The sequence below is a fragment of the Stenotrophomonas maltophilia group sp. Smal17 genome (assembly GCF_030237045.1).
Classification (GTDB): Bacteria; Pseudomonadota; Gammaproteobacteria; order Xanthomonadales; family Xanthomonadaceae; genus Stenotrophomonas; species Stenotrophomonas forensis.
Map to the genome: position 1 here is coordinate 1 of NZ_JASJSU010000154.1, position 4,703 is coordinate 4,703.

At 67.1% G+C, this 4,703-nt stretch carries 5 protein-coding genes; 1 reads left to right on the forward strand and 4 read right to left on the reverse strand.

Annotated elements, in window-relative coordinates; genetic code table 11:
• Window positions 1-181: 181 nt before the first annotated feature.
• The 3 genes from QRO93_RS21115 to QRO93_RS21125 all read right to left on the reverse strand — a co-directional run bounded on the left by QRO93_RS21115 (window position 182) and on the right by QRO93_RS21125 (window position 2,871).
• A complete protein-coding gene (locus QRO93_RS21115; protein WP_006452003.1) occupies window positions 182-1,189 on the reverse strand; it encodes a cyclase family protein in 1,008 nt (335 codons plus the stop codon).
• Between the two features lie 33 nt (window positions 1,190-1,222).
• Window positions 1,223-1,873: a DsbA family protein gene (locus tag QRO93_RS21120; RefSeq protein ID WP_008264454.1), complete on the reverse strand. Its 651-nt coding sequence runs from the start codon at window positions 1,871-1,873 to the stop codon at window positions 1,223-1,225.
• Between the two features lie 92 nt (window positions 1,874-1,965).
• Entirely contained in the window at window positions 1,966-2,871 is a 906-nt protein-coding gene (locus QRO93_RS21125; RefSeq protein ID WP_180880248.1) for a LysR family transcriptional regulator, read from the reverse strand.
• Between the two features lie 176 nt (window positions 2,872-3,047).
• Here QRO93_RS21125 and QRO93_RS21130 point away from each other — a divergent pair, with 176 nt between their 5' ends.
• Window positions 3,048-3,938 (forward strand): sterol desaturase family protein, encoded by an 891-nt coding sequence (locus QRO93_RS21130; protein ID WP_180880250.1) that lies wholly within the window; start codon window positions 3,048-3,050, stop codon window positions 3,936-3,938.
• A gap of 9 nt (window positions 3,939-3,947) precedes the next feature.
• On the opposite strand, the gene QRO93_RS21135 is transcribed toward QRO93_RS21130, so the two are convergent.
• Window positions 3,948-4,652 carry a helix-turn-helix domain-containing protein gene (locus tag QRO93_RS21135; RefSeq protein ID WP_053450055.1) on the reverse strand — a complete coding sequence of 235 codons (705 nt, stop codon included), beginning with the start codon at window positions 4,650-4,652 and terminating at the stop codon, window positions 3,948-3,950.
• Window positions 4,653-4,703: the final 51 nt, after the last annotated feature.

Sequence of the window (4,703 nt, forward strand, 5' to 3'; positions counted from 1 at the left end):
ATCGACAGGCCGGTATCAGGGGCTGAGACCAGACATGCTACTCGCGTTGTAAGTAGAATTACTAATGAAATTGGAGGGTCGGGTTTCAGGTTGCTGAAGGGGGAAAGGAGTGCCGACCAAGGTCGGCACCCACCCGGCATGGGACGGAATGCCGACCAAGGTCGGCACCCACAGGCCCCGGTTAAGGGCGGACCGGCAACGCCACCGGGCGCAGCGGCGCGGCATCACCACCGCGGATCTTCAACGGACCACCGATGAAGGCGAATTCGTAGACCTTGTCGCGGGCCAGTTCGTCCAGCGCCACCAGCTCGATGATCGGCGCGCCCTGCTGGGCCAGCAGGTAGGTGTGCAGCGGCACGTAGTCATCGGACACTTCCGAAGGGAAGGTCTCGAAGCTGAGGTTGTCGGCGCCGACGATCATCGCGCCGCTGTCTTCGACCAGGAAGCGCGCGGCGTCCAGGCCCATGCCCGGCGGGTTGGCCATGTACGCCCTGGGCTGTTCGAACAGGCGCATGCGGCCGGTGCGGATCAGCACGATGTCACCCTGCTGCAGCTTCACCTGCTGGCGTGCCAGCGCATCCTTCAGGTCCTGGCGGGTGACGCGGTAGCTGTCCGGCAGCATGTCCACGCCCTTGGCACCGGCCACGTCGATCAGTACGCCACGCGCGATCAGCGGCGGGAATTTCTCGATGCCGGTGACATTCCAGCCACGATCGCCGAGGTGCTTGTCGGCCTCGAAGCCGTTCCAGATCTTTCCGTGGATACCGAAGTGGTTCAGCGCATCGATGTGGGTGCCGGTGTGGCTGTACATCGAGAACGCCGTGCCGGTGTAGCTGCGGGTGAGGTTCATGGTCTCGCCCACGCCCATCGGGTCGTCCATCACCGTGCCGCGCGGGGTGTGGGTCATCCAGAACTGGTAGTGCGGGTCGCCGGCGTCCTGCCAGCTGGGCATGCCGACGTAGTACTCGGTGGCCAGGTCATAGGCCTTGCCGCCGCTGACCCGCGACAGGATCGCTGCGCGCGACGCCTCGGTGATCAGGTTGAGGCGGCCGATCTCGTCCTTCGGCCCCCAGGGGCTGGTGCCGACCTGCTGGCCGGAAGGAACGCGTTCGTGCGCGGTCACCGAGGTGGAAGCAGCGGTGCCGGCCAGCAGCAGGGCCAATGCGGTGGCCAGGGTACGTGGGGTCATGGGGAATCTCCTTGCAGGGGGGAATGGTGCGGCTCAGGCCGCGACCAGCGGCGCCAGGGCCTGGCGCAGGTGCGGCAGCGGCAGGGTCTGCAGGCGCAGGCCGTTGCCGCCGATCACGGTGGGAATGGAACGGATGCCGAGCGCAGCGGCTTCGGCGCGGTCGGCCTGCACGCGCTGGCGTACTGCGTCGCTGCGCATGTGGTCAGCGAAGGCACCACGCGGGTGGCCGAGCGCTTCGGCGATGTCCAGCAGCACTTCGGCATCGCCGATGTTGCGGTGCTGGTGCAGGTGCGCCCACTGCACGGCATCGAACATCACGCCGTGGGCCTCATTGCCGCCAAGCATGCCGGCGGCCTGGCAGGCCAATGCGCCCAGCCAGCCGGAGGGATATTCGAAGTCCTGTGCACGCATGCCTTCGATATCGATGCGCGCGCTGTCTTCATGCGCGGCGCAGTCGGTCCAGTGGCGCAGGATGATCGCCTTGGCACGCTCCATCGAGCCGAATACCTCGACCATCTGCGCGCGCGAGTCCTGCAGCACGAAGCTGCGGTGGCGCACCTGGATGCCGAGTTCGGCCGAGACCTGCTGCAGGCGCGGGGCCAGCACGAAGCACCAGCCGCAGACCACGTCGTGGAAGAAATCGACCACTGGCGCTGCAGCGGTGGGGGAAGAAGCGGAAGACATCGGCCTGCCATCGGTGAGAGGGGAGGCGGCAGGTTAGGCAGCGCGGCGTGGCTGAAACAGCACGCCACGGGCAGCTCAGTTTTCGCTGGCGGTTACGAATCCAGGCCGGCGCAGGCGGGCAGCTCGGCGTGCAGGAAATCGATGAAGGCACGCACCTTGGGCTGCAGGTGGCGCGAGGTGGGGTAGACCGCATGCACGAAGCGCGGTGGATAGCGGTGGTCGGGCAGCACCTGCTGCAGTTCGCCGCGGGCCAGTGACGGCGCTGCAAGGAACGAGGGCAGGGCGCCGATGCCCATGCCGGCCACCAGCAGATCGCGCAGCATCAGGCTGTTGTTGACGGTGACGCGTGCCGGCAGGGTGATCGTCACCTGGCCATCGGGGCCGAGCAGCGGCCAGCTGCCGGGTGAGTCGGACAGGCTGTAGGCCAGCACGCTGTGCGCCTGCAGATCGTCCACCGCCTGCGGTGCCGGATGCTGTTGCAGGTAGGACGGGGCCGCACACAGCACCTGCTGCAGCGAGGCCAGCCGGCGCGCCACCAGTCGCGAGTCGTCCAGCTCGGCGCGCAGCCGCAGCGACACATCGAAGCCTTCGCCGACCGCATCGAGCAGGCGGTCTTCCATCACCAGGTCCAGCGACAGCTGCGGATGCTGCTGCAGGAAACGCGGCAGCAGCGGCGACAGCGTGCTCAGCGCGAACGACTGCGGCGCATTGACGCGCAGGCGCCCGGCCACTTCGCCACGCTGTTCGGCGATGCCACGTTCCAGCGCGTCCAGCTCGTCGAGCAGGCGGCAGCACTCACGGTAATAGGCATGGCCGGTTTCGGTCAGGCTCATGCGGCGTGTGGTCCGCTGCAGCAGCACCACGCCCAGGTGGGTCTCCAGCGTGCGCAGCTGCTTGCTCAGCCCGGCTGGCGACATGCCCAGGTCTTCGGCGGCACGGGCCAGCCCGCCGCGTTCGACGATGCGGCGGAAGGCACGCATCAGGTTGAAGGAGTCCATGCCGGTCCCGGGCGCGATGAGGGCGCCATTGTAGATCCACGCCAGGCGTGGGTGCTGGAATGACGGTGCCGACCAGGGCGGGCATCCAGCAGGCGCGTGGCGGGTTGCGCCGTTTGTTCAAGCCGGCAACCGTCGCATCGCGCCAGCATGCAGGCCCCTCACGTTTCGGGTTGCCCATGAAGCACTGGATCCTCCGCCTGTATGCCCCGTTGTTCCTGCTCGGGTTCGTTGCCACCGCCATCGCCTGGGTGGGCCACCTGCATGGTGATCCGCTGTGGCTGCTGGCCTTGCTGCTGGTCGCCATCGCGGTTTCGTTCGGCGCTGAACGCGCCTGGCCCTACGACCCTGCGTTCAACCACGACCAGGGCGACAGCCTGCGTGACACCCTGCATGCGCTGGTCAACGAAAGCCTGAACCTGCTGTCGATCGCCGCGGTGCCGCTGTTGGCCGCGCTCATTCCGTGGCAGCTGTGGCCGGTGCAGTGGTCCTTCGCGCTGCAGGTACTGCTGGCCATCGTCTGCGCCGATCTCGGCATCACCCTGGTGCACTACGCCAGCCACCGCATCGGCTGGCTGTGGCGGCTGCATGCGGTGCATCACAGCGTCACCCGCATGTACGGCTTCAACGGCCTGATGAAGCATCCGCTGCACCAGGCGGCCGAAGCAGTGGGCGGCGTGCTGCCGCTGCTGGTGCTGGGCCTGCCGATGCCAGTGGCGTCGGTGCTGGCATTCGCCATTGCCATCCAGCTGCTGTTGCAGCATTCCAACGTGGACATGCGCCCCGGTGTGCTCGGCCGGGTGATGGCGTGGGCGCCGCTGCACCGTTTCCACCACATGCGCTACGGCACCGCCGGCGACGTCAACTTCGGCCTGTTCCTGACCGTGTGGGATCACCTGCTGGGAACCGCCTTCGATGCACCGGGCTATCGGCTACGGCAACGCGATCTGGGCATCGGCAGCCAGCCGGATTATCCGTGCGATTACCCCGGGCAGCTGCTGGCACCGTTCCGCGAACTGCCGCATGGCGAGGTACCGGAGCTGCCCGAAGGGTTGCGCAGGCGCGGATGATCCCGCATGTCAGGTCGCGCGCAGCTGCAGGCCCTGCAACTGCGCGGCACCGATGCCGAACATGCGGTGCAGGTTGCGTGACAGATGGGCCAGGTCGGCGAACCCGGCCGCGTGGGCGCTGTCGGTCAGGCTGTGTCCACGCAGATGATGCGCGAGCGCATTGCGCAGCCGTTGCCACAGCACCCAGCCGCGCAGGGTCACCGACAGGTCTGACTGGAAGCGCCGATGCAGCTGGCTGGTCGACAGATGCGCCGCTTCGGCGATATCGGCGGCCGGTACCGGGCCGGGCAGGTAGTGGGTGATACGGGCCAGTGCCGCCTGCACGCGTCGATCCAGCGGCTGCGGACGGCTCAGTCGTGGCAGCCAGTCCTGCAGTGCCACCGCGTTGCCCGGCAGGGCGTGCAGATACCGTTGGATCTGTGTGGGATCGGCATGTGCCGGCTCAAGAAATACCGTGCAACCGTCCTGTGGTGCCGACAGGATGGCATGCGACTGGAAGGAAGGCAGCCACAGGCGTTGACCCTGCTGCCGCACGCCATCAACCTCGACCTGCCACGCTGCACCGTCGCTCAGCAGCAGTTGATGGGCGTAGTGCGCATGCGCAGCGCTGCCACCGGCATGGCCCTGTAGCACGGCCACGTGAGCATCCAGCAGCAGCGTGCCATTCCAGGGCAGGGCGGGAGAGGACATGGAGGAATTGTAGATCCACGCCATGCGTGGATGAATCTACATCGAAATCGATTAATTCGACGATTGATCGAAGAG

Coding starts and splice junctions, on each gene's coding strand:
- QRO93_RS21115 (WP_006452003.1), bottom strand. CDS start 1,189: ATGACCCCACGTACCCTGGCCACCGCATTGGCCCTGCTGCTGGCCGGC.
- QRO93_RS21120 (WP_008264454.1), bottom strand. CDS start 1,873: ATGTCTTCCGCTTCTTCCCCCACCGCTGCAGCGCCAGTGGTCGATTTC.
- QRO93_RS21125 (WP_180880248.1), bottom strand. CDS start 2,871: ATGGACTCCTTCAACCTGATGCGTGCCTTCCGCCGCATCGTCGAACGC.
- QRO93_RS21130 (WP_180880250.1), top strand. CDS start 3,048: ATGAAGCACTGGATCCTCCGCCTGTATGCCCCGTTGTTCCTGCTCGGG.
- QRO93_RS21135 (WP_053450055.1), bottom strand. CDS start 4,652: ATGGCGTGGATCTACAATTCCTCCATGTCCTCTCCCGCCCTGCCCTGG.